Below are 20,906 nucleotides of genomic sequence, written 5' to 3'. Positions count from 1 at the left end.
GTGTTACAACACAACTTCGCCGAACTGAACTCCCCACGCCCCGCAACCCATTGAAATCACGTGGCTGGAAACACCCGAAAGCACTCAAAACGACTATCAGCTGTCGAAGTTAGGAGGCCAGGTCAGCGACTATACCGGCGCTGCGGCCTTGCTGCACAGCCTGCCCGCCGCCGAATGGCTGCTGGCTGACCGGGGCTATGACGCGGACTGGTTCAGGGATGCCTTGAAAGACAGGGGGATAAAGCCATGCATCCCGGGTCGGAAGTCGCGCGGAAAGACCGTCAGATACGACAAGCGCCGCTACAAACGCCGCAACAGGATCGAGATCATGTTCGGACGTCTGAAGGATTGGCGCCGAGTGGCCACCCGATACGACAGATGCCCGAAGGTCTTCCTCTCTGCCGTCGCACTCGCCGCAACCGTCATGTTCTGGCTATGAAACAAGAACGAGTCCTGACCCTAGAGCAATACCGGCCATGAGTCGAAGCATCTGAAATTCCTTCTGTCTTACCGCAGGGGACTATATCACAGGACTTTGGCGAACCGGCGAATCCTAACAGCACTACGCCGTAAGTAGACGCTCCACCCACTCCGCCACGATCCGCCCCGGCAGCGCGTCCACCGCCCGCTCCGCGTCCCGCGCCAGATCGAGCCGCTTGCGGAGCTTCACCTGTGGTACCAGCAGGAAGATCGGCACGGTGGTCAGTCCGCGTCCCGTCTTTGCCCGCAAGACTACCGCGCGTCCCTTGGAGTTCAGCCGCCCTTCGGCCACCAGAAGGCTCGGCCCCCGGCGGCGATAGATGAAGCGCAGACGGAGACCGGTACGGCGTTCCCATTCACCCGGCGTGATGCGGCCACCCCGGGTGGATTTGCCGGCCGCCGGGGTCGGGATCGCCAGCCAGAACCCGTGTTTCGAGCGGATCAGTGGCCCGGTATCATGCGCGCCCACGATCACCGGAGCGTTCGACCAGACGAGGGCGGCGGCATTGAGGCTCTCGCCCGCCTTCGGATAGGTCGCGAGCCGGATCGAATTGCCGAGCCGCGCCCCCAGCCCGGCCCCGGCGATCTGCCGGCGCCAGGCGGTCTTCAGATCGATGCCCGCCGCGCGCACGGCATCGGTCACCGCCTTTTCGCCGGCGCGGATCTCGGCCCTCATCTGGGCGACGATGTCCGCGGTGATCTCGAGCTTCAGCTTCATGCCGGCCTCAGATCGAGCGTCCAGATCAGCCGCTCGCGGTCGCGGAGGGGCTCGCCCTGGATGAGGAAGCTCTCCGTGCCGATGACGATCAGATCGCCCGGGCGCGGGCTTGGCAGGTCACCCACCCGCACATCCACCACGGTGGTGTCGCTGACAAAGCGCCCGGCGCCGAAGTCGGTGACGCGGTCGGGCGCACGGGTGATGATGCGGATCGGGCGCTCCTCGGAGGTGCTGGCCGAGATCCAGAGCGCCGGCTCCGCCAGGGCGGCATGGGTGAAGATCCGCTCGATCGCGGCTTTGAGGACGGACATGAGGGGCTCCGGGCCTCGTCCGTCAGTTCGAGCTGTGAAGCCGGACGGCGAGGCGCGGCCGCTTGTTCACCGGCAGGATCGATGCTTCGGTCATCACGTCGATCCAGCGGCCCTTCTCGTCGAGATGCTGGCGGGCATAGAGCGGCAGGCCGATCGTGTTGGCGGTCTCGAGCAGGTTCGCGGGCCCGCCATAGGTGGTGAAGGTATCAAAGGTCCCGAGCGGGAAGGCGATCCCCTCGCCGGCCGGGATCAGGCGTTCGGCCGTGCCGTTCGCCAGCGTGACCGAGCCGTTGTATTCCTCAAAAAGGATGCCCGCGAAGGGGAAGGCGCGGCGGGTATCCTCGCGCAAGGGCTGGCCGCCGGTTGCGGAGAAGAACTTGTAGGCGTCCTCGGTCTTCGGATGGCTGATGAGCTTGTCGAAGAACTCCGAACTGACCAGCGCATGCGCGGTGGTCATGGTCTCGCCGAGAAGATTGTCCTCGATGGCGCGCAGCACGGTGCGGACTTTGGATTGGATGCTGGTGCCGGCGGTGCCGAAGACGAAGTCGACGGCGATCTGCTCGAGCCCGAACTCGGTGAAGTAGTTGTAGAGCGTGGTGCCACCACCGTCCTTCACGATGCCGCGGAGCGCGTTCATCTCCATGTATTCGCGGGTCTGGGCATGCTTGCGGCGCATGAGGGTGAGCTTGCGGCTCATCACCTCGACAAGCGGATCGGCGGCGTCCGAGACCCCGAGTGCCGGCTGCCCCTGGATGTCGGCGGGCAGGATCACGTCGTCATGCGGGATCCACGGGAGAGCGAAGCTGCGCATCGAGCGGCCCTCGCGGGTGCCGACGGTGGCGGGGCCTCCGAGGGGGACGGAAGGCAGCAGGCTGAGGACACCTTCGTATTGTTCGATGATGACGGCGCGCTGGCTGACGCCTTCAAAGCGGAAGAGGCCGATCTGGCCGAGGCGGGTATAGAGGTTCGGCAGGATGTTGATGGCCTGCGTCATCTCGGCCAGCGAATAGCCGCCGGCATCGAAGGGATTGCGGATCAGGGTCATGGGGAGGGCTCCGAGGGGAAAAGGGGAAGGGCAGGCAGGGGATCGCGGCAGCTTGCCGGGTCCGCGTCAGGTGCTGTCGCGGGCGACGATGCCCAAGGCGGCGATCTCGCCGAGCTTGGCCGCGATCTTGGCGGCATCATCGACGCTGCCGTCGTAAAAGAGGGCGGCGCGAGAGACGATCGCGGGCCCGCGCGCCAGTACGACGCCGGTGGCGTCGGCCAGCGTCGCATCGACGGCATAGAGCAGCACCGCGACCGCGGTCTCGGCGCCATCCGCACCGGCGGCACTCGAGAGAGTGTACTTGCCGCTGGCGGTGATCCTGCCCAGCACGGAGCCTGCCGGGTAGGGCAGGCCCGCGAGGAGGGTGATCGCTTCACGGGTGTAGTTCGGGTTGACCTCGTATTTGAGGACATCGCCCATGGAGGGCGGCTGGGTCAGGACGGGCATGGTTCAGGCTCCGGGTGTGGGGGTGGGATCAGCGCGGGGCGGCGGCGGACTTCTTCGCGGCCGCAATCAGCGGGCTTTCCTTCGCCAGTGCGGCCGGGGCGGTGGCGAGGATGCCGGCGGCATCGCCGCGGGCGGCGAGATCGGCGAGCACCCGGGCGCGCAAGGCCTCGGGTTTCAGGCCGCGGGACACGGCATCCGCGGCGTCGATCTGGACGCCGAGGCGGGCGGCCTGGGCGCAGACCTGCGCGACCTCCGCGGCCTCGGCGCGGATGGCCTCCGGCGTGGGGGCCGCTTCCGACGGTGCCCCCGCGCTTGCCGGGCTTGGGGTCTGTTCTGGCGCCCGTGCAGGAGTGGGTGCCGGTGCGGGCGTGGGACTGGCAACAGGCGCAGCCTGAAGCGGTGGCGCATCCGCCGTGGCGGCGGGTGGCGTTTGGATCTGGGCATCGACGGGACTGTTGCTCATCAGGGGATCCTTTCTGGGGCTGGCGGTGGTGCCGCGGAGAGCGGCGGCGAAGGTGCGGAAGGCGGTGACGGGATCGGACACCTCGTCGGCGAGACCGGCGGCCACGGCCCCGGCGCCGCGGTAGACGGCGGCTTCCGTGGCGAGCGCGGCCGCATGGGTCAGGCGGGACCCGCGCCCGGCGGCGACGGTCTCGGCGAAGAAGAAACGGACGACTTCGAGCTCGCGCTGGATCCGGTCGCGCACGGCTTCCGGCAGCGGCGCGTAGGGATTGGCATCGACCTTGTGGGCGCCGGCATGGATCAGGGTGACGGCGACACCCTCGCGGTCGAGTGCTGCGCTCCGATCGCTGTGGATGGCGAGGACGCCGATGCTGCCCACCGCCCCGGTGCGCGGCAGGATGATCCGCTCGGCCTGGGAGGCCAGCGCATAACCGGCCGAGAGCGCATGTTCCGCGACGAAGGCCTGGACGGGTTTCTGCGCCCGCGCCGCGCGGATGCGGTCGGCGAGATCGAAGGCACCCGCCACCTCGCCGCCGAAACTGTCGATGTCGAGGGCGATGCCGCGGATCGCCGGGTCCGAGACCGCCGCCTGCAGCTGCGCCGCGATGCCCTCGTAGGAGGTCAGCCCCGAGGACTGCCCGATCCAGGCGCCGCGATGCACGAGCGTGCCGGCGATTTCGATCACCGCGATGCCGTCGACCACCGCGAAGGGATGACCGCTCTCGGGTTCATCGCCGTGCGTCAGGCCGTCGCCGAAGAGCGAGGCCCGGGCGGGCCGGGTGGCGGCAGCCTGATCCACGACCGATGTTTCAAATCCCTCGACGCTGATCTCGCCACCGGTGATCCGGGGCCCGAGGCCTGCGAGGAAGGCCAGTGCCTTGGCGGGATCGACCATCAGGGGCGTGTTGAAGACGCGCTGGGCGATCTGGGTGTGATGCATCATCCCTCCTCCGCAGGCCGGGGTTCCCGGCCCTCGTCGTCCTCGGCGTCGGTTCCTTCGGGCCTGTCGGCCGGCTCCTCGCCTGCGGCCGTCTGGCCCACGCCTTTCGCGGGCGATCCCGGCCGGCGGAAGTCGAGGCCCAGTTCCGCCTCGCGTTTTCGTTCCGCGGCGATCTCGCGGTCGACCTGTTCGGCGTCATAGCCGCGCTCGGAGATGGCCTGGCTGCGGGACTTGAGCCCCGCCTCGATCTGCAGGATCTCCGCCGCGGCATCCTTGGCCGGATCGATCCAGTCCCACCTGGTGGGCAGCCAGTCGCAGGCGAGATGCGCGCGCCGGTCCCTTGCATAGCCGGGCAGGTCGATCGCGCCCGACAGCACCGCCATGTCCATCCAGCGCGTCCAGACCGCGCGGCAGAGCTGGTAGACCATGACCGAATGCTGGAAGGCCGAGATGCGACGACGGAAGTCGACGAGCGCAATCCTTGTGTTCGAGAAGTTGCCCCGCGCGGTGTCTCCGGTGAGATAGCCATAAGGCACGCCCAGCGCCGCGCCGATCTGCAGGAGTGTGCGGTACTGGAAGGGCTCGTAGGTCGATCCCGAATCCGGCGTCGCCGGCGTGGTCACGTCCTCGCCGGGATCGAGGCGCACCACCTGGCCGGGTTCGACCTCGAGATCCTCCTCCGCCGGGTCGAGTGCGGTCTCCGGCGCGGGCGAGGTGATGAACATCGCAAACATCGCTGCGGTCTTCTTCCGCTCGAGCTCGGCGTCATCGTAGAGATCGAGGGTGAAGAGTTTGACGATGGCCGCGGCGAACCGCGACACGCCCCTGAGCTGGCCGGCCTCCACCGGATCGAGGATGTGGATGACCTCGGAGGCCGGAACCCGGACGGTTTCGCCGGAAAGCCCCGGATCGGTACTGTCGCCCGGATGGCGGCGGAGGAAATGATAGGCGACGCGCCGGCCGATGCCATCGAACTCGATGCCCTGACGGATCGACCCCGCGCCGGGCAGGGCGCGGTTCAGATCGAGGGGCAGCATTTCCGAGGGCAGCATCTGCAGCTGCATCGGCACCGTGAGCCTGTCCTCGGGGCGACGGGTGCGGATGCGCAGGAAGACCTCGCCCGCGAGAAACACCTCGCGTGCGGCCCGGCGCTGCACCCCGTAGAAGTCGGTCAGCCCCTCGGCATCGGCCTCGTCGGTCCAGGCCAGCCAGAGCTTCTGCAGGTCTTCCTTCCGCGTGGCATCGGCGATCCGGGACGAGGGCTTGATGCCGTCGCCGACGACATGGTTGGCGAAGGCATCGACCGCGTTCGCGGCATAGCCGTTGTTGCGGGCGAGCCAGCGGGCGCGGGCGGTGATGGTCTCGCCCGAGGCGGCGATCAGCGTGTTCACATGCGCGCGGCTGGCGCGGAAGCCGCGCAAACGGCGATGGGACTGTGCCGCGTCGAAGCCGCCGATGATCGAACCGAGCCGGGCGCGGAAGGCGTCGAGCACCATCCTCAGAGCCCCTTCATCGCAACCGTGGCCCAGCGGCGCCGGCGAGCAGGGGCCCCGGAGGCAGTGGCGATACGGGCCTCGAGATCGCGGATTGCCGCGGCGAGCTCTGCGTCCGAGCCGTAGGTCACGGTCTTGCCGTCATAGCTCACGCTGCGCAGCCCCGCGTAACGCGCCTCCTGCAGCGCGGTGAGCAGCGCCCGCATCCGGTCGAGATCCATCAGTCCCTCATGAAGTTCGGCGTGTAGGCCCGGCGCTTGCGCCGCGGCGTGGTCAGGGTTCCGGCCCTCGGTTGGGCCGGGTCGGGGGATGCGGTGTCAGTGGGCACGGCGACGGGCATCCGGGTTTCCACCCCGGCCTGCGCCTCGAGCCGCCGCCAGGTGGCCTCGTCCCAGCGGTCGGCGCCGAGGATCCAGGCGGCGGCACGGGCATAGACGCGGGTATCGAGCGCCTCGTTCCGCTCGCGCAGCTTCTGCCATTCCTGGCGGGCATAGCCGCGCCGGTCGCGGAGGGTGACGAGTTGCTCGGCCACCAGCTGCTTCAGCCATTCGCTGTCGGCCCAGAGGGGCAGGTGAATCGTGCCCGGCGCATCGAGCACACCTGCGGCGCGGTCTTCGTCACTCGGCCGCTCGATCCTGAGGAAGCGGTAGGTCTCGGTCTTGAAGGTGGCGGTCGCCACCGACCAGAGCCGCGCGCCGCGGCGCAGGCGTTTGCCTGCCACGGTCGCATCGACGAAGGTCGGGCCCGACACGGGTGCCGCCCGGTTGAAGCCTTCGAGGCCCTTCAGGGGCGCCACCTGTTCGAAGCCGACCTTGCGCGACCAGGCATAGACGGCCGCCGCCTCGTAGCCGGTATCGATGCCGAGCCGTGCCACCGTCATGTGGGCGCCGTTCGCATGCTGCCAGCTTTGGCCCAGAAGCGCGGTCAGCCTGTCCCAGGCGGCCGGATCGGCCGGCCCGCCGGGGATGACAATGTGATCGACAAGCCAGCTCTCGTGCCCGCGCCCCCAGGCCCAGACATCGACCTCGATCCGGTCCTTCTGCACATCGGCACCCGCGGTGAGGAACAAACCGCCCGCTGGCACGGTGCCCGACCTCCACGCCTCGCGCCGGTCGGCGAGCCGCTGCCATTCCGGCGCATCGCCACTCTCGACCCAGGTCTCGCCCAGAAGCGTGTTGCGCGCGGCGCGCAGCATCTCGTCGGATCCTTGGGCCGCCAGCCAGTCCCGCGCGATCTCGGCCCAACTCTTCCAGCCCAGGGGCGAATAGAGCGCCGAGAGGTGGAAACCGATCGAGTTGGGATCGGCTGATGTCGCCGTGGCTCGCCACTCGCCGCGGGCCAGCATCCCTGTCTTGTGATGCTCGGCGATCGGCCGCTCGCAGTCCTCGCAGGTATAGGCCGCCGTCTCGGGTCGGCCCTTCGCCCAGCACAGGCGTTCGAACTGCAGCCACTGCATCGCACCGCAGTGCGGGCAGGGCACGAAGTAGCGCCGCTGGTCGGAGGCTTCGAACTCGCGCTCGATGCGGGAGAGCCCCCGGATCGTCGGCGTCGAGACCATGAACACCTTGCGGCGGTGCGCGAAGGTGGTGGTGCGGGCTTCCGCCAGCGTGACCGGATCGCCCTCCTCGTCGGCCGAGGCCGGATAGGCGTCGACCTCGTCGAGGAAGACGTAGCGGGCGGGCATCGAGCGCAGGCCCGTCGCCGAGTTCGCGCCGGTCAGCACCAGGATGCCGCCCGGAAACTCCTTCGACAGCATCGAGTTGCCGGCGTCGCGCGACCGGGCGGGGTTGACCCGTTCCCGGAGCGCCGGGCTGTCCGCGATCAGCGGGTCGATCCGGCCGCGCGAGGAGCGCTTGGCCATCTCGACGGTGGGCAGCACCGCGAGCATCGGCCCCGGCGCATGGTGGATGACGAAGCCGATCCAGTTGTTGCCGGCTTCCGTGGCGCCAACCTGCGCGGCCTTCATGAAGGAGATGCGCTGCGCCGGGTGGCCGGGCGAGAGCGCCTCCATGATGCCCCGCAGATAGGGCGTGCGGGAGGTCCTGTAGCGTCCCGGCTCGGCCGAGGCCCGCGAGGAGAGCCAGCGGTGCTGATCCGCCCATTCCGAGACCGTCAGGTCCGGATCGGGCCGAAGCCCGCGCGACCAGGCGCGCAGGATGTCCCCGGCGCCGTCGAAGCCGGGGTCGAGGCCCTCTGTCAGATTGCGATCGCTCGGATCACCACTATTATCCGAGCGAGACCCGGAGATCGGCGAGGGCGTCGAGCTGTTGGCGGACATGGGCTTCCAGCACCCTCTGCAGCACCGCGGTGCCGATCGTCACCGATGCCCCGGTCTCCCGTTCCACCTCCGCCATGATCTCGGCCGCCATCGTTGCCGCCACCCGTCCGGGCCAGGTCACCCAGTGATCCCGCGCCTCGCGGGCGAGCCGGAACACTAGCGTCTCGGCCCGCGCCCGGTCAACGAGCACGCCCTTTTTCTTCTGGATCGCGAGCTGGCGTTCCTGCGCCTGGTAGACCGTGAGCGCGGTGCGGGCCTTGAGGTACGACGTGCTGTCGCCCGGACCGCTCACCGCGCCGTCGCCGCCGAGACTGCGGCGCTGCTGATCGGGGTCGGTCATCCCGGCGCGCCGCGCGTCCGAGGCCGCCGCGTCGATCGAGCCATCGTCGTGAAGCACCAGTCGCCCGGTCTTCCGCGCCTTCTGCACGCCGCCGCGCGAGAGGCCGGCATGGGAGGCATAGTCCCGCTCGCTCATGCCCTTCATGGGATTGCGGGCTCCGATCAGAGCGACGATATCGCTCGAAGTTGAGTTGATTATGATCCGCGTCAGAGCGAAGTTGATCGCCACGGATCGATGCAACGCGCCCCTGGCAGCTTCGCATCGGCCCGACCCCGCATTCGGCGGGGCCCGCCTCCGTAGAAGGCGCCGCATGTCGCGCGCCCGACGACGGAGCAAGCGATGACAACCCCTACCGAGACCCAGTCCCTGATCCTCTCCCGTGCAGCAGCGCGGCCGGGCAACCTTGCTTTGCCGCTGCCCGACGGGCTGCACGGCGCCGCCGCGAAGATGGTGATCGGCAAGATGATCGACCGTGGTTTGATCGAGGAGGTCGAGGCAGACCTCCGCCGCGGCGAGCCGCTCTGGCGCGAGACCGGCGACGGTCATGGCACCACGCTGATCGCCACCGAGGCCGGCCTCGAGGCGATCGGGATCGAGCCGTTGGTCGCGAGTACGGTCGCCAGCGCGCGGCGGGCAAAGGCGGATCCGCAACCGGACCCGGCGCCGATCTCCGGGCGCGCGGGCACCAAGCAGGCGCAGGTCGTCGCACTGCTTGAGCGACCCGAGGGCGCGACCATCGCCGAGATCGCCGAAGCGACGGGCTGGCAGGCGCATACCGTCCGCGGGGCGATTTCCGGGGCGCTGAAGAAGAAGCTGGGGTTGCCCGTCACCTCGGAGAAGGTCGAGGAAAGGGGCAGGGTATATCGTATGGGCTAGACCGGCCCATTTTGCGCGATGGCTGCTTCGAGTCCGAAGCTGACCTAGGCCCGCGCTGTAAAAAAGATGTTGATCTGGCTCTTGATGGGCAGCTCGCTCACATTCGAGAAACCCGCTCCGCGCAGGAGGGACATCGTCTTGTCTGGACCCATGCAGGTGCCCAGTCCGGGGCCGCCTTGCGCAAGTGACTGGGTCATGCAGTGGAAGAGGCTGAAGCCATAGTAGACGGTGCCGAGCGGGTTGAAATTGTCTGCCAACCGATCGGAGGCGCGAGGTTCCATGACCATCAACGCGCCGCCGGGGGCCATCCGGCTCCGGATTTCGGCCAGTGTCGCTTCCGGCTCTGCGAGGTCATGCAAACAATCGAACATGCCCGCAAAATCAAACACCGGCTCGGCAGCGATGTCAGTGATGACGCCTTCAACAAATTCTACCCGGTCCGCTCCGGCATCTGCCGCGGCCGAACGCGCCTGGGACACGGAGTTGCCATCTGGATCAAATCCGGTGATCCGCGCTTCAGGATAGGCTTCGGCGAGCGCAAGTGAAACCTTGCCGACCCCACATCCGATGTCCAAAGCACGACCGCCAGACGCGAGGCGTTCCTCTATATCAGGCAACTGCTTCATCCAATAGCTCGCAAGGCGGCTTTTGTAGGCGCCGCCATTCATCAGGTCGAGCGCCTTGATCCAGTCTTCGTCGAAAGCGTCGAAATGCACACCGCCGCCTTCACGAAAGGCGCGTGCGACGTCTGAAGCGTGGGACAACAGCGACGGTCCTGCTAGGAAAAGGCCGCCCATGTAATGGTCTGTTCCTTCCGAAGCGAGCAAGAATCCGTGCTCATCAGGCATTGAAAATGCGCCGGTTTCCTCGTCGTGTTCCAGCCAGCCGGCTGCAGTCATACCGTTAAGCCATTCCTCAACATAGCGGGGTTGGAGGCCGGTCTTCTCCGCGAGCTTGCCGGAACTGACCGGTGTGCCGTCTTTCATCGCCTCGAACAGCCCGGACTTGAGCCCCAGATAGCCCATCCCAATTGCCATAGCGCCGGCCATATCGCGGTAGACGGCGTTGGCGAACTCTCCGATCCGTTCTTTGTCCATGACGACCCCCCCTTATTGGCGCGCGGGGCGGCGGACCCCCGAGTGCTGAGTCACAAAATAGCAGATTGCACCGCCTCTGTCGTTTCAGGCGGACACCGGGACGGCAGTTCCGCGCGCATTGCCGATATCGACCAGTGGGCGCGCGGGTCAGCCCCGTGCAGTCCCAGCGTTCCTTCCCCTCGCCATCTCCCACCGCCGCCCAGCGCGTTTCGCGGCGATCATGCCGCGAGCCTTTTCGCCTTCAGGGCGGCGAAGGCCTCGCCGGTTTCCATCAGCACCGCCTCTTCGCCCGAGAAGGACTGCCAGCGCTCGATGGCGACATCGACATAGGCCGGGTTGAGTTCCACGCCGTAGCAGACCCGGCCCGTGGTTTCGGCCGCGATCAGCGTGGTGCCGGATCCCATGAACGGCTCGTAGACCGCCTGACCGGGGTTTGAGTTGTTCAGAATCGGACGCCGCATGCATTCGACCGGCTTCTGGGTGCCGTGGACCGTATCGGCATCCTGATCGCGGTTGGCGATCTGCCAAAGTGTCGTCTGCTTGCGATCGCCTGCCCAATGGCCCTTGCCCCTTGCGCGCACGGCATACCAGCAGGGTTCATGCTGCCAGTGATAGTCGCCTCGGCTCAGTACCAGCCGGTCCTTGGCCCAGATGATCTGTGACCGGATGGCGAACCCCGCCGCGGTCAGGCTCTCGGCCACCGTCGGGGCATGGAGCGCGCCGTGCCAGACATAGGCGACATCGCCCGGAAACAACGCCCAGGCCTCGCGCCAGTCGGCGCGGTCGTCATTCAGTACCTTGCCGGTGCGTCGGGTTTTCGCCGCGCCCACTTGGTTGCGCCAGGAGGGATCATATTCCACGCCATAGGGCGGGTCGGTGACCATCAGCAGCGGTTTGATGTCGCCCAGCAGCCGGCCGACCACCTCGGCTGATGTGCTGTCGCCGCAGATCAGGCGATGGGCCCCGAGCTGCCAGAGGTCACCGGGCACCGACACCGGCGTGATCGGCAGCTCCGGCAAATCATCCTCACCCTCGACCGGGCCATCCGCGCCCAGCGCTTCGGGATCCCGCAGCAGCGCGTCCAACTCGCCGTCGCTGATACCCAGGAGCGCCAGGTCGAAATCCTCGGCCAGCAGCCCCGCGATTTCGTCGCGCAGCAGGGCCTCGTCCCAGTCGCCGAGCTCAGTCAGTTTGTTGTCGGCGATCCGGTAGGCCCGGCGTTCCGCCTCGTCGAGATGGCTGAGCCGGATTATCGGAACCTCTGTCAGTCCCAGCATCGTGGCGGCAAGCACCCGGCCGTGGCCGGCGATCAGTTCCCCGTCATCGGCGACCATGCAGGGCACGGTCCAGCCGAACTTGGCCATGCTGGCGGCGATCTTCGCCACCTGGTCGTCGGCGTGCATCTTGGCATTTCGGGCATAGGGGCGCAGGCGGTCGATCGGCCAGCTTTCGATCTGGCTCGGTGCGAAGACGAGGCTCATGGGCGGGTCTCTGATGTGCGGAAAACAAAAGCGCCCGCGAGGGGTTTCCTCCGGGCGCTATTCTTCGATGATCAATGGGTAGGTCAACGGGGGCAGCCTTGTCAATCGGAAAACGGAAGTCGATTCAATGTGTTCCGGGTGGGGTGGCTTCTGATCGGGGTGGCTTCCCCGAAGGTGGCTTCCCTGGATTCCTGCCGGGAATCCACCCTGGCCAACTCACGATTTCGTAAGTCTTTGATTTGGAGTCGATTTTCCGGGTGACGCCCGCGGGGTGGATTCCAAGTGGATTCCCCGGTGAGGAATCCAGTCGCTAGCGAACTGCCGCGCTGCGCCCCCCCGCATACATTCGACGCCGGGGAGGAACCAGCGGGAGGGGGCGTGCTACCCGACAGAGGGGCGCAGCGCAAGTGCGAAGCCTCAAAATAAAACTCAATAAGTCGCTAGAAAAAAAATATAATAACTTAAAAACAGTAGTTTAGGATCACTAGCTTGGTTTTGGCCGGGTGGATGAGCTTGTACGTCCCTTGCTGCTCACCTATCTTGCCTCCGCAGTAATGATATTTCGCGGAGCAGGCCAATGGCGTTCGAATACAACTTCCACTCTCTTTCTGAGCTCGCAGCTCTCCTCGGAGCCAACGAGGCGACCGAGGCGCTCATCAAGCCGCTGAGCAAGAACCACAACGACAAAAACCAGGTCTACTCCGGCTCGGACTTCCGTCCGCTCTACCCGATGTTCGATATGACGTTCAGCCTGCGTGGGCCCTCTGTCAGCGGCAAGAAGGGCGGCGCAACAACTGGCCAGTCTATCCCTGAGGCCGTGTTCACTGACTTCAGCTGGCTCGATCTTGCCGGCCATAGGATTGCTGCCCGCGGCGTCCGCATGATCATCTACCCGCAGTACCCGGAGACACGGCTCAGCGCGTTTCAGACGGTCGAGAATACCATGCCTGAGGCGATGTCCGTCGCCTACACCAAGACCTTTCCTGATAGCGTGCGGTATCTTGTTCTTGCGCGGCGTGGCAACGGCGCCGTGCTCGCCGTCATGGTAGTCGATCCCGGTCCGCAGTTTGTCAGCGACGTTCAGGCGTTGCCGCCTGCATCCGGTTCGAGGGTCTGGAAGCACCTCCGACTTCGCGTAACGGCAGATTCACGGCTGCAGACGAAGCTTGCTCGGGTAGCCGGAAAGCCGATGCCGGGGTGCCGGCTGGATTCGGCGGGCAACACTCTCCCGTTCAACGGCACGCAGGTCTGCGGATACACGCTCGAGCATGCGCTGGGCATCAATCCCAACAGCGACTCGCATGGGGACTTTGAAGGTATTGAGCTGAAGACGCACACCCAGAAGAAAGTGACCCTCTTCACGCCAGAGCCGGACATGGGGGTCTACGCTGAGAGCTTCCCGGAGTTCATGCAGAGCTTTGGTTATCAGGACAAGGAGGGGAACTGGCGCGTAACCGGAATCCATCGGGTCGATGAGCGCTGTGAGCAGAGCGGTCTGACACTGCGGATCGCGAACCACGAGCGCGGTACTTCTCTTGCGTCCAGCGCCGACAAGAACGTTCACCTCGCGCTTCTGACCGATGAGGGCATTCTGACCGCCGGCTGGAGCCTCGAGCGCATCCTCAACTGCTGGACCGCCAAGCATAACGAAGCGGTCTATGTCCCTGCGGTCAAGGTTACGGCGACCGACCTGGCGCTGATTGCCGAAGGCTACAGGTTCAGTGTTGAATTTTCTTCCGAGATCATGTGGTGCCGGGAAACTTCTGCCGAGCGCCTTTTTGAAGCGCTCTACAATGGCACGCTCTTTCTGGATCCCGCACCGAAGTTCTGTCCGGGGAAACCGCAACTGAACAAGCGCAGATCGCAATGGCGGGTAAACGACATCCGTGCCGCGGCGCGTGATATCTACACGGATGTGCGGATTATCAATCTGCAGCCCTGACGACCCTGTCTGTGCCCGAAAGAAGGCCCTGAAAACCAAACACCGCCGCGGTGCCTCTTATCGCGGCGGCGAGTTCGTCGAGCATCTGCTCGGTGCGCTGGCGACCAGGGCCCTTGACGGCGCACTCCCAGACTACACCGATCCGCCAGCCCAGCGCTGAGAGCTGCGCATCGTTACGAAGATCCCGGGCGACGTTGCCCATGATCTTCGTCTTCCAGAAGTCGGTGCGGGTTGCCGGCCATCGGAATAGCGGGCAGTCGTGACCATGCCAGAAACAGCCGTTCACGAAGAGAGCAACCCGGAATCGCGCAAACACAAGATCCGGGCGCCCTGGCAGCTTCTTATCGTGCAACCTGAACCGCAAACCCCGGGCATGCAGTCCGCGCCTTATGATGACCTCGGGCCTGGTGTCCGCCCGCCTGATGGCGGCCATGTTCCTGCTGCGAGTCGCCGGATCGTGGACATCAGCCAAATCGGCGCACAACCTCCGACCCCGATCTGTTCATCACCGTTTCGATGTGCGGCCGCATGATCCGCGCGACCTCTGAAAATACCGGAACAGCGACAGAGTTTCCGAACTGCTTGTAGGCCTGGGTGTCGGAAACCGGGATCCGGAAATCGTCGTCGTAACCCATGAGGCGCGCGCATTCCCGCGGCGTCAGGCGCCGCGGGTTCTTCATCGCCCCCCGGCTTACAAGGATTTCGGAGCCGTCCTTGAAATACCGGGCTGAAAGGGTGCGGGCGATGCTGTCGCCTTCAACCAGCCCGTAACCGAAGCCGTTGCCTTTCGCCTTATGCTTCGCGGCATAATTCACGAGGTATTCCCAGAGCTTGTCCGTGAGCGTGTACTTGTCGTTAACTTTTGCGTCCGGACCAAGAGTGAAATGTCCCTCCGCCTCCTCCGTACCGTCCTCCGGGTGCAGGATGTCCCTCATGCGGCGATGGCCGCGGGTCGGCACACAGAGGTCACTCCATGAGAACCCCGTATGCTCGCGGAAGCCGACCATCACAATGCGTTCCCGGTGCTGGGGCACGAAATGCGCCGCATCGATGATCATCGTGTGCAGGGTGTAACCGAGCTCGGAGGTCAGCTTGCGCTGAATCACTTCGAAGGTCCGCCCCTTGTCATGGCTCTTCAGATTCTTGACGTTCTCCAGCAGGAAGGCAGCGGGGCGATGGGTCTTGAGAACGCGGAGCACATCGAAAAACAGGGTGCCCTGAGTTTCATCCTGGAACCCATGCAGCCTGCCCAGCGCGTTCTTCTTTGATACTCCCGCGATCGAGAAGGGCTGACAGGGGAAGCCCGCCACCAGGACGTCATGCGACGGGATGTCATCCGGGTCGACCGCGCGGATGTCGCCGGCGATCGGGCGGTTGTCGGGAAAGTTGGCGAGGTAGGTCTGCTGTGCGAAACGGTCCCATTCGGAGGTGAACACGCAGCGCCCGCCAGCCGTTTCCATTGCCTTCCGCAGGCCGCCGATTCCGGCAAAGAGATCGATGAACGAGAACGACGGCGGCTCGGAACTGTCGCTCACCCGTGCCGCAATCTTCATCCGGAGGAGTTCGAGCACGCTCTCGCGTGGTTCTTCTTCCCCCCGCCTGAACCGGTAGATATGGCCTTCAGAGTAGCCGAGCGCCTTGGCTGCTTCCGGCACCGTGTAACCTGCCTTCATCAGCAGTTCTTCAAACTCTGTCATGTCTGCTCTCGCCTCTGGGAATTTTTCTGACACCATGGTGGTCATTGTTCCGTTTCGCAAGAACATAATGAAAACCCTACGAAGTGATTGATGCGCGAGCGACCCACGGCCGCACCTTCGGCATTACCGCCATCACCTCAAGATCCCGCAGCTGTGCGCCTGCGACCAGCCCGTCGCGGATCCAATCCAGCGCCTGCCACCAGTCGTCATAGGCGCGACGTGCCGCTTCGATCTGCTGCAGGTGCGGTGAGAAGGTGACCGGGCAGGCCAGGACTTCGACCGTGCGCCACTTGCCGCGGCTCAGCACCCGGTCGGTGCTGACGACGATGGTCGTGGCTCGTTCGCCATGCTGGTTGCGCTTCACTTCCACCGGAATGCAGCGGGGCACGGCGCCGGGCATCCAGTCGGGGGTGAGCCCGGCGCGGGCCAGTTCCGCCACGCGGATCGCCATGCGCTTGCCGCCGAGGCTGTCGGGTATGCCGGCGACGGTGGCGGCGATCACTTCGGCGTCCTCGTGGGTGTAGCCGCCGATCTTGTACTGGCCGCCATCGATCTTGCAGCCAAGTGCTGCACGCTGCAGCAGGACGTATTCGAGGCCGAAGCCGAAGCCTTCCTCGGCGACGTCCTCGGGAAGGGGGAGTTCCAGCTGGGCTTTCTCGACCCGGAACGCCCATTCCAGCGCCGCCTGCACGCCCAGCGCGCGTTTGACCCTGGTGCCGCCCTGGCGGCTGATCCGTCTCTGGAAACTCATGGCTGCAAATCCTCGGGTACCGCCGCCGCAACCGGATCGAGATCATGTTCGGTCGGCTGAAAGACTGGCGCAGGGTCGCAACCCGTTACGACAGATGCGCCAAGACCTTCCTTTCCGCCGTCGCACTCGCCGCAACCGTCCTGTTCTGGCTTTGACGATCAATGAGTCTGGAGCCTAGGAAGGGCTCTGGCCTTGCTTCTTGCACGCCATTCCCGCATGCGCTCTGAAAATCCTTCATCGGTTTCAAGTTTGATCGGCTCTTCCCCGTCAAGGCCTTCCAACACCTTCCGCATGGGCTTGCGGTTGCTGGTCATTTCCAGACACGCTTGGAGATCGACCAGAAGCTCGCGATAGACCATGAAGATGTTCTGGCGCGTGCCGATCAGATCTTTGAGGGTTCTTCCGTCCTCAAACTCGTAAAAGCGCGGAAAGTCCTGGATTGTCTGCTCCAGCCTGCCTTCAACGCCGGGATACTCCAAGAGCGCCAGCAGAGCGTCATAGAGCGCGCCTGCGCTATCCGCCGCCGCTTCCAGTGCCTTGTTGTCGTCGCTCTCTGATCTGAGGGCGTCGAGGTCGAAGTATCCCGATCTGAAGGCGTCCAAGGCGCCGACAAGGGCGACCTTTGTGGCGTCGTCTTTTGGTAGCCCGGCGATAGACGCGAAGGACTCGTGTAAGTCGGGAGTGACCAGATCGTCAGCCTCAACGTCGACGGCGTCTACCCAGCCCGGCGTAATCGTCTCTATGTCCATCGTTCCTGCCTCGCTCACGCCTCATAACCCAGCATCGCCTCGGTGGTCTTGTTCACCGATTCCCGAACAGGGTCCAGATTGGGCCGGGCATAAACCGCTGTGGACTGGCGACTCTTATGGCCGAGCGATCCGGCGATGATGTACCCCCTTCGTCCGGCCGCTAACGATCTTGCGTCAAATCTTATATAAGCAAGGCATGGCTCCGCTTCAGCGACGATGCACCTCTGCCGCTAGGCGGTCTTGCTTCTCAGGCGGACGGCGAAGGAAGAACCGCGTGAGATGACCCAATCGTTACTATCTTGATGCGCTCAACCGCCCCCGCCAGGATATTTCGGGGGCGTATTGTAAACAATTCTGCTCGCGATTTCCGACGATTTATAGAAGGGATTCTTCGGGCATTCCGACAAGCAGGCGTGAAGCCCTGTTTCAGCCAAGGGCTGTGGAACGCCACTTTGGATCGCTTCTCGATACGACGACTCGCACCCAGCTTCACACGTCGACCAAGGGAACAGCGCATTTACCTTGGTGAAGTCCCGAAAACTGAACGGGCCGACTTCGATCTTCGGGACTGAACTCTTGATATCATAGGAAAATCGGCTGTGTTGAGCGTCCGTCGCGTTCCGCCTTGTTTCTACGACCTTCGCGCTACGGATCACGTAGATGAGTTTCAACGCCGGCTCGCCATCCGGGTCCACTCCGACGTGGATTACATCCTCTTTGGCAAACTCCACATACGTCGCGACATCAAGGTGTGGGTACAGTCTGACCAAACCGTCTTCGGATGCGGTACCAAGATATCCGATGAATAGGGTGGCCTCCTTGCCTGCATCTTCAAGTGCCGCAATGACGGGATGCCGTTCTAGATCTTGCTCAAGCGACTTCTTCTTATCCATTGTTCGCCTCCCTCCAAGTGATTGTAGGAAGGAGATTATACACGCAAAAGGGGATTTGCGGAACGCGAGCGCCAACGTCGCCAGATGCGAGCGGTGCTTTTCTGGCCTTGAATCGTAAACGAACGAATGAGCATCGGTCATGCTGGACCGGCGCGACGGCCCACCCGGTCAGAATATCGCCTCGCGGGTACAGTCTGGTAGACGCGCCTCGCGGCGCTACACCGGCCGCCGGATTGAATAAGAAGCTTACGGCAACGGGTCATTGAAGCATTTTCAATCGGCGGCAAGCGCCCGGTGCGCTCGCCTGCGCGACGCAAGTTCAGAAGGAACAGCAGGATCGTTGCGGCGGCGAGGATCAGGCCCAGCGCCTTGCGCGCCGGGCCGTGGGTGAGGAGCCAACCAATCACCGCTGGCCCCGTTTCCAGTCGTCGAGCCTCGCATGGATGGTGACCGCGATGCCGGTCAGGGCGATGGCGATCAGCACCCAACGCAGCGTGTCGAGATAGGGCACGAGCGGCTGGATGCTGGACTGCGTTTCGGCCAGTACGTCCTGCAGCACCTCGACCCCGACCGCACCCACCGTCGCGGCTCCTGCGGCGCCACCCCCGCGCAGGGTGCGGCTTTCACCCAGGACTTCCCGCGCGGGCGGCACTTCCACGGCGAAGGGGATAGGGGGGGTCGGGAAGGGCTCGCCCCAGGACCGCGCGGGGCCGAGGTCGATGTGCATGAAGCCCGAGCGGGGATAGGTGCCGAAGCCGAGGAAGCCGACGGCCCGGGCGGCGGCCTCGAAGGCCACCGGATCGTGGTTGGCCATGGCGATGTCGAAGGCGGTGCCGGCCATGTGCTTCGAGGCCGGCGCTCCGCCGACGGCGCGGTTGTGCTCGGGGCTGCGGTAGGCGGAGCGGACGATCAGCGGCTTGCCAAGCCGGTTGCGCAGGGACTGCAACCTGTCCAGCGCTTCGGTGTTGATCCTGACTGCACCGGTGCCGCGGCAGGCGATCTCGGCAGGCGAAAAGCTGGGCCAGCGCCAGGTGGCCTCCGGCACATCGCGGTAGTGGGCGTAGGTCAGCGTCGGCATGGGGGTCCTCCAAATGAAGAACCCGCCTCTGAGGCGGGTCGGGTGGTGGCTTCAATGTCAGGGTGATGGTCGTCGTTCAGTCGGCGCGGCTGCGCTGGAACGCCTCGAACATCAGATCGCGCATGGCGCGGATATCGGTTTCGATGCGTTCCAGCCGGTCGGCGTCGGTCTTGCGATCCTCGGCGCGCTGGCGATCGACGCGCTCGCGTTCGGCGGCCAGTTCCCGGTCGAGGCGCTCGAGCATGGCCTCGTTCGTGAAGGCCTTGCGGGTCACGGTGGCGGCAATGGCGAGGCTGCCGCCCATCAGGGCGGTGATGGCTGCGGTCAGACCATGGTCGCGAAACGATTGCGCCACACTGTCGAGTAGCGTCGGCTTGTCGGTCATGCTGGGATTTCCGTCATCGGTCGGGGTGAAGGGCTGCTGCCGGGAGGCGATCATTGAGCCGATCGCGCCCCGTCTTCGGCTTCTGGCTGGCCGAGTGCCGCTGCGGCGCGATGATCTCGGCAAAAAGAATGAGCGCCCTCACAAGCGTCTCATGGCTGCGGGCTTTCTCGGCCAGACACTCCAGGCGCGGCCCGCGGACGGGGTCATCGGTCAGATCCTCGCACCAGCGTATGCGGCGCATGACCGTGGAGGGCGCCACCCCCTGCAATCGGGCGATCTGGCGCATCGAGAGGCCGGAACTGACATGCAAGAGCCATGTGTTGACCGAGACGGCCATCCTCTGGGGACTGCGCATCTTCATGTCACCACAGCCCGAGAACGCCGGTCGCGGTGGTCCCGGTGGCAAACACTTGCGTCACGCGAAACGGATAGACCGTGCTGGCCAACGCCGTGAAGGTAACGGTCTGGCCGCCCAACATCAGCACGCGGATCGTGCCTGCACCGTCGGCCATGAGGCCCCGCGTCGCATAGGCGAGGTCCTCGCCGTCGCTTGGCGTGATCGCACCGGCATTCGATGCCGGATCGCTTCTGAGGGGTGGCGTATACTGGTTTTCGTCGATGGCCGGCATTCCGCCGTCTCCTTCCTGGGGTTGCGCCAATGGCGACGCCTGGGGCCGCGGTGCGGCGGCACCGCATCACGCCCCGGGGCTTTCGAATGTGAGGGTATGGACCGCGATGCGCACGGCGCCGCCGGTGAAATCGGCACCATTCGCGGTGAGCCGGATCGGGGTGTCGGCATAGAAGGCCTGCGGACCGATCACCCCGATATTGCTGCTGCCCGGCGCGGTGCCGAGGCTTCCGCCGAACTTCCCGGGCTCGCCCGGAATGCCGCAATCGAATGACGTCGCGCCGGTGATCGCTTCGACCGTCCGGGTCGAGACGCCAAGCACGATCGCCCGATCCGGAATGACCATGGTCGACCCGTGCGACGGCCCGGACAGCGGGGACAGCAGATCCGCCTGCACGGCCAGGCCGGTTGAAGCCCCACCAGGGCCACGCGCCACCGTCACGCTCGGGCCCTGTGCAATCCATCCGAAGGCGTCGGCGAACGTCGTCCAGGCGCTGCCGTTCCAGACGGCGAAGGCCTGTTCCGCCGCGATCCAGGCGAGCCAGCCGGTACGCGGCACCAGCCGCATCCAGGCGCCGTCGACCCGGAAGGCCACGTTCAGATCCCAGCCTGCCCAGAGACCGGTGGCGCCCGGGGCCACGAGATGCCGGTCGCCATCGGCGGGGCTCGCGGGCGGCGCGGGGCGCGTGCGGTCAAGAACCGAGAGCTGCACCATCGCATCGAGCAGGCGCAGTGCCTCGTTGTGGGTGACATGCTTCTGGGCCTGCGCCGCCAGAAGATAGGGCAGGCAGAGATGGGTCGTGGTGTCGGACATG

At 65.4% G+C, this 20,906-nt stretch carries 23 protein-coding genes and 2 pseudogenes; 4 read left to right on the top strand and 21 right to left on the bottom strand.

What is annotated here, in order from left to right:
- Nucleotides 1-115: 115 nt before the first annotated feature.
- A pseudogene (locus OM960_RS22245) lies at nt 116-439 on the top strand (IS5 family transposase); the annotation flags it as partial.
- A 123-nt stretch (nt 440-562) separates the two neighbouring features.
- Here the strand turns inward: OM960_RS22245 and OM960_RS22240 are convergent.
- From OM960_RS22240 to OM960_RS22200, 9 genes are all read right to left on the bottom strand, one after another.
- A complete protein-coding gene (locus tag OM960_RS22240) occupies nt 563-1,198 on the bottom strand; it encodes a DUF6441 family protein (RefSeq protein ID WP_264773508.1) in 636 nt (211 codons plus the stop codon).
- Nucleotides 1,195-1,509 (bottom strand): head-tail joining protein, encoded by a 315-nt coding sequence (locus tag OM960_RS22235; protein WP_264773507.1) that lies wholly within the window; start codon nt 1,507-1,509, stop codon nt 1,195-1,197. Before OM960_RS22235 ends, OM960_RS22240 begins: the two co-directional genes overlap by 4 nt.
- Nucleotides 1,510-1,531: 22 nt before the next feature.
- Entirely contained in the window at nt 1,532-2,554 is a 1,023-nt protein-coding gene (locus OM960_RS22230; protein WP_264773506.1) for a major capsid protein, read from the bottom strand.
- A gap of 66 nt (nt 2,555-2,620) precedes the next feature.
- Nucleotides 2,621-3,001, bottom strand: a complete 381-nt coding sequence (locus tag OM960_RS22225; protein WP_264773505.1) for a head decoration protein — start codon at nt 2,999-3,001, stop codon at nt 2,621-2,623.
- 28 nt (nt 3,002-3,029) lie between these two features.
- Nucleotides 3,030-4,403, bottom strand: coding sequence for a S49 family peptidase (locus OM960_RS22220; RefSeq protein WP_264773504.1), 1,374 nt, complete (start codon nt 4,401-4,403; stop codon nt 3,030-3,032).
- Nucleotides 4,403-5,899 carry a phage portal protein gene (locus OM960_RS22215; RefSeq protein WP_264773503.1) on the bottom strand — a complete coding sequence of 499 codons (1,497 nt, stop codon included), beginning with the start codon at nt 5,897-5,899 and terminating at the stop codon, nt 4,403-4,405. Before OM960_RS22215 ends, OM960_RS22220 begins: the two co-directional genes overlap by 1 nt.
- Nucleotides 5,900-5,901: 2 nt before the next feature.
- Entirely contained in the window at nt 5,902-6,117 is a 216-nt protein-coding gene (locus tag OM960_RS22210) for a phage head-tail joining protein (RefSeq protein ID WP_264773502.1), read from the bottom strand.
- Nucleotides 6,117-8,174, bottom strand: a complete 2,058-nt coding sequence (locus tag OM960_RS22205) for a phage terminase large subunit family protein (protein WP_264773501.1) — start codon at nt 8,172-8,174, stop codon at nt 6,117-6,119. The genes OM960_RS22210 and OM960_RS22205 overlap by 1 nt, the downstream gene beginning before the upstream one ends.
- Nucleotides 8,122-8,658, bottom strand: coding sequence for a hypothetical protein (locus OM960_RS22200; protein WP_264773500.1), 537 nt, complete (start codon nt 8,656-8,658; stop codon nt 8,122-8,124). The genes OM960_RS22205 and OM960_RS22200 overlap by 53 nt, the downstream gene beginning before the upstream one ends.
- 195 nt (nt 8,659-8,853) lie before the next feature.
- Here OM960_RS22200 and OM960_RS22195 point away from each other — a divergent pair, with 195 nt between their 5' ends.
- Nucleotides 8,854-9,390, top strand: coding sequence for a DUF3489 domain-containing protein (locus tag OM960_RS22195; protein ID WP_264773499.1), 537 nt, complete (start codon nt 8,854-8,856; stop codon nt 9,388-9,390).
- A 44-nt stretch (nt 9,391-9,434) separates the two neighbouring features.
- Here OM960_RS22195 and OM960_RS22190 read toward each other — a convergent pair whose 3' ends face one another.
- Both OM960_RS22190 and OM960_RS22185 read right to left on the bottom strand, forming a co-directional pair.
- Nucleotides 9,435-10,487 (bottom strand): class I SAM-dependent methyltransferase, encoded by a 1,053-nt coding sequence (locus tag OM960_RS22190; protein WP_264773498.1) that lies wholly within the window; start codon nt 10,485-10,487, stop codon nt 9,435-9,437.
- A gap of 218 nt (nt 10,488-10,705) precedes the next feature.
- Nucleotides 10,706-11,968, bottom strand: a complete 1,263-nt coding sequence (locus OM960_RS22185; RefSeq protein ID WP_264773497.1) for a site-specific DNA-methyltransferase — start codon at nt 11,966-11,968, stop codon at nt 10,706-10,708.
- A gap of 577 nt (nt 11,969-12,545) precedes the next feature.
- Here OM960_RS22185 and OM960_RS22180 point away from each other — a divergent pair.
- On the top strand, nt 12,546-13,910 hold the full coding sequence (locus OM960_RS22180; protein ID WP_264773496.1) for an MvaI/BcnI family restriction endonuclease: 1,365 nt from the start codon (nt 12,546-12,548) through the stop codon (nt 13,908-13,910).
- On the opposite strand, the gene OM960_RS22175 is transcribed toward OM960_RS22180, so the two are convergent.
- From OM960_RS22175 to OM960_RS22165, 3 genes are read right to left on the bottom strand one after another with little or no spacing between them, the layout of a single operon-like run.
- Nucleotides 13,894-14,343, bottom strand: coding sequence for a very short patch repair endonuclease (locus OM960_RS22175; protein WP_264773495.1), 450 nt, complete (start codon nt 14,341-14,343; stop codon nt 13,894-13,896). The two genes, OM960_RS22180 and OM960_RS22175, sit on opposite strands and share 17 nt — an antisense overlap.
- A gap of 31 nt (nt 14,344-14,374) precedes the next feature.
- Nucleotides 14,375-15,652, bottom strand: a complete 1,278-nt coding sequence (gene dcm, locus OM960_RS22170; RefSeq protein WP_264773494.1) for a DNA (cytosine-5-)-methyltransferase — start codon at nt 15,650-15,652, stop codon at nt 14,375-14,377.
- A 31-nt stretch (nt 15,653-15,683) separates the two neighbouring features.
- Entirely contained in the window at nt 15,684-16,358 is a 675-nt protein-coding gene (locus OM960_RS22165; protein WP_264773493.1) for a hypothetical protein, read from the bottom strand.
- 17 nt (nt 16,359-16,375) lie between these two features.
- On the opposite strand from OM960_RS22165, the pseudogene OM960_RS22160 reads away from it, so the two are divergent.
- Nucleotides 16,376-16,513, top strand: a pseudogene (locus OM960_RS22160) (transposase); the annotation flags it as partial.
- A gap of 3 nt (nt 16,514-16,516) precedes the next feature.
- Here the strand turns inward: OM960_RS22160 and OM960_RS22155 are convergent.
- The 7 genes from OM960_RS22155 to OM960_RS22125 form a co-directional block, all read right to left on the bottom strand.
- The gene (locus OM960_RS22155) at nt 16,517-17,107 is read right to left on the bottom strand and encodes a hypothetical protein (protein WP_264773492.1); all 591 of its coding nucleotides are present in this window, start codon (nt 17,105-17,107) and stop codon (nt 16,517-16,519) included.
- A 308-nt stretch (nt 17,108-17,415) separates the two neighbouring features.
- On the bottom strand, nt 17,416-18,000 hold the full coding sequence (locus tag OM960_RS22150) for a hypothetical protein (protein WP_263340829.1): 585 nt from the start codon (nt 17,998-18,000) through the stop codon (nt 17,416-17,418).
- A gap of 403 nt (nt 18,001-18,403) precedes the next feature.
- On the bottom strand, nt 18,404-19,078 hold the full coding sequence (locus OM960_RS22145; protein WP_264773491.1) for a YcbK family protein: 675 nt from the start codon (nt 19,076-19,078) through the stop codon (nt 18,404-18,406).
- 76 nt (nt 19,079-19,154) lie between these two features.
- Entirely contained in the window at nt 19,155-19,463 is a 309-nt protein-coding gene (locus OM960_RS22140; RefSeq protein WP_264773490.1) for a hypothetical protein, read from the bottom strand.
- A 13-nt stretch (nt 19,464-19,476) separates the two neighbouring features.
- The gene (locus tag OM960_RS22135) at nt 19,477-19,800 is read right to left on the bottom strand and encodes a hypothetical protein (RefSeq protein WP_264773489.1); all 324 of its coding nucleotides are present in this window, start codon (nt 19,798-19,800) and stop codon (nt 19,477-19,479) included.
- Nucleotides 19,801-19,825: 25 nt separating this feature from the next.
- Nucleotides 19,826-20,092 (bottom strand): spike base protein, RCAP_Rcc01079 family, encoded by a 267-nt coding sequence (locus OM960_RS22130; RefSeq protein ID WP_264773488.1) that lies wholly within the window; start codon nt 20,090-20,092, stop codon nt 19,826-19,828.
- 66 nt (nt 20,093-20,158) lie between these two features.
- A complete protein-coding gene (locus tag OM960_RS22125; RefSeq protein ID WP_264773487.1) occupies nt 20,159-20,905 on the bottom strand; it encodes a DUF2793 domain-containing protein in 747 nt (248 codons plus the stop codon).
- Nucleotide 20,906: the final 1 nt, after the last annotated feature.

The sequence above is a fragment of the Defluviimonas salinarum genome (genome assembly GCF_026013545.1).
Lineage (GTDB): Bacteria > Pseudomonadota > Alphaproteobacteria > Rhodobacterales > Rhodobacteraceae > Albidovulum > Albidovulum salinarum.
Note: the sequence above shows the minus strand (reverse complement) of the source record. Positions and strands in the feature narration are given on the sequence as shown.